Genomic DNA, 2,536 nt, shown 5'->3' with positions numbered 1-2,536 from the left:
CTGTCCCTCGGCGCCGCCGGCGCCCTTGTGGTGACGCGGGAATCGCACGAATGGTTCGCGCCGATCCCGGCGCGGGTGCGCAGCGGTATCGGGGCCGGCGATGCAATGGTCGGGGGCGTCACGGTGGGACTCGCCCGCGGATACGAACTGGCCGACGCCGTGCGTCTGGGTATCGCGGCGGCGACTGCGGCGCTCGCCACAACCGGTACCGGACCCGGCCGCTGCGAGCACATCGCGCAGCTGTATCGACAACAGCTGCGTGACAGCAATTCCACGGCCGGGGTCGGCGACCTGGCACGACCGACGGCTCCACGGCTGCCATAGCCCGCGCTGATGAGATCCCCAGAGCCGGGTACATCGATAGAGCCCGGGTCCCGGCATCAAGGCACAGCGGCCATCCGGCCGCCGACCGAGTGCGGGAGATTCGGCCTTCGGACTTCAAGTCGATGTCCTGCTCCGCCCGTGAGCCGTGCCGCCGCGCGCTGATATAGCCCACAAGCAGCGAGGGAAGGAGAAGCCGTGCGGAAAAACGAGGACATCAGGTTGGCGGATCGGATCGGACCCGCGTTCGGCGAGGCAATCCGGCCGAGCCGGGTGGAGGGGTCGCCGCGATGACCGAGCCTGCAATATCTATCGCCCGCCTGAGGAAATCGTTCGGTCCCGCGAAGGCGCTCGACGGACTGGACCTGACCGTAGGTACCGGTGAGATCCATGGGTTTCTGGGGCCGAATGGCTCGGGTAAGACGACGACAATTCGTATTCTTCTGGGACTACTGCGTGCGGATTCCGGGACTGTGCGGATGCTCGGCGGTGATCCGTGGTCGGACGCGGTCGCCCTGCACGCACGATTGGCCTATGTCCCCGGTGAGGTCCTCCTCTGGCCTGGTATCACCGGCGGCGAGGTCATCGACTTGATGGGCCGTCTGCGCGGCGGCATCGACCAGCGTCGCCGCGCCGATTTGCTGGAGCGATTCGATCTCGATCCACACCAGAAGGCGCGTGCCTACTCGAGGGGCAACCGGCAGAAGGTCGCGCTCGTCGCGGCGCTGGCCTCCGACGCGGAACTGCTGTTGCTCGATGAACCGACCGTTGGCCTCGACCCGCTCAAAGAAGCCGAATTTCAGCGCTGCATTGCGGAATCGAAGAACGAGGGCAGGACCGTCCTGCTGTCCAGTCACATTCTGGCCGAGGTGGAGGCGCTGTGCGATCGGGTGAGCATCATCCGGCGTGGGCGCACCGTGGAAAGCGGCACCTTGTCCGAGCTGCGGCATCTGACTCGCACCACGATCACTGTCGAAACCATCCGGCCGTTGACGGGTCTGGACGCGGTGGCGGGAGTGCACGACCTCGTCCGCAACGGCACTCGGGCGCGGTTCGACGTCGACAGTGCTCACCTCGACGCCGTGACACGCGTACTCGCCGATCTGGGCGTGCGCAGCCTGACCAGCACGCCCCCCACACTCGAGGACATCTTCCTGCGCCACTACGGCGCCGCTTCGGCCTCTGCAAGGGAGGAGAGCCGGTGAGCACGACGATTTCGCGACCGATACCGCGAGCACAGCTTTCCGGGGCCGGCACGCTGCTGTGCTTCGCGCTACGGCGCGAGCGGTTCTCGCTGCCGTGCTGGCTGCTCGGCGCCGCCGCGCTGCTCGCCTTACAGTCGGTCGGTAGTCAGCGCTTCTATGACACACCGCAGAAACTAGGGCAGCTGCGTGAGACGGTGAGTGCCAGTGCTGCTGCCGTCGCCATGGGCGGGCCGACCCAATTGCTGACGAGCATTGGCGGAGAGATCGTTTTCGAGATACTCGCGTATCTGGCGGTCGTGGTCGCGTTGATGAACATGTTCCTGGTCGGCAGGCATACTCGCTCGGACGAGGAGACCGGGCGAGCGGAACTGCTCCGCTCGGCGCGGGTGGGGCGCCGGGCTCCCGCCGTCGCCGCGCTGACACTGGCGGGGCTGGCCGATATCGCCGTCGTTCTGGTGCTCTTCGCCGCCGCCGTCGGAACTGGACTTCCGGCGGGTGGCTCACTCCTGCTGGGCGTGGTCACCGGGGGCGTGGGCGTCACGTTCGCCGCTGTCACCGCCGTCGCCGCGCAGATCTTCGAGAATCCGCGCAGCGTCTACGGGGTGGTCGGGCTGGCTGTGGCGGCCGCCTACGTGGCGCGAGCGATCGGCGATGTGGGCAGCGGGGCAACCTCCTGGTTATCGCCGATCGGGTGGGCCCAGCGCAGCTACCCCTACGCAGGCGACCGCTGGTGGGCGCTGCCGCTGTTCGCCGCCGCGTCTGTCGCGCTGACCGCTTTGGCCTTAGCTCTGCTGGACCGGCGCGACTTCGGCGCCGGACTCCTTCCCTACGGCACCGGGCGCGCGACGGCGTCCTGGGCGCTGGGCTCGCCGCTGGGCCTGGCCTGGCGATTGCAGCGCGGTTCGCTGGCCGGATGGGCCGTGGGCGTGTTCGCGCTGGGGGCCGCCTACGGCTCGTTCACCGAGAGCATCGACGACTACCTGGCCGACAACCCCGAAATCGCCGCCTAC

Annotated in this window: 2 protein-coding genes and 1 pseudogene; all 3 read left to right on the top strand. The window is 68.2% G+C overall.

All coding sequences use genetic code 11. The features are described from left to right. A partial coding sequence (locus tag ACWEO7_RS39155; RefSeq protein ID WP_452430861.1) for a PfkB family carbohydrate kinase occupies positions 1-324 on the top strand: 324 nt, incomplete at its 5' end. A 287-nt stretch (positions 325-611) separates the two neighbouring features. Further along, complete coding sequence (locus ACWEO7_RS39150) at positions 612-1,526, top strand: ABC transporter ATP-binding protein (RefSeq protein ID WP_452430859.1); 915 nt, start codon at positions 612-614, stop codon at positions 1,524-1,526. Next, positions 1,523-2,536: pseudogene (locus ACWEO7_RS39145) on the top strand (ABC transporter permease); the annotation flags it as partial. The gene ACWEO7_RS39150 and the pseudogene ACWEO7_RS39145, both read left to right, overlap by 4 nt.

This window comes from Nocardia sp. NPDC004260 (assembly GCF_053603155.1).
The sequence above is the reverse complement of the archived record's forward strand: the minus strand, read 5'-3'. Positions and strand labels throughout refer to the sequence as shown.

What these genes read in the sequence shown, in the direction of transcription:
- ACWEO7_RS39150 (WP_452430859.1), top strand. Translation starts at nt 612, where the DNA reads ATGACCGAGCCTGCAATATCTATCGCCCGCCTGAGGAAATCGTTCGGT.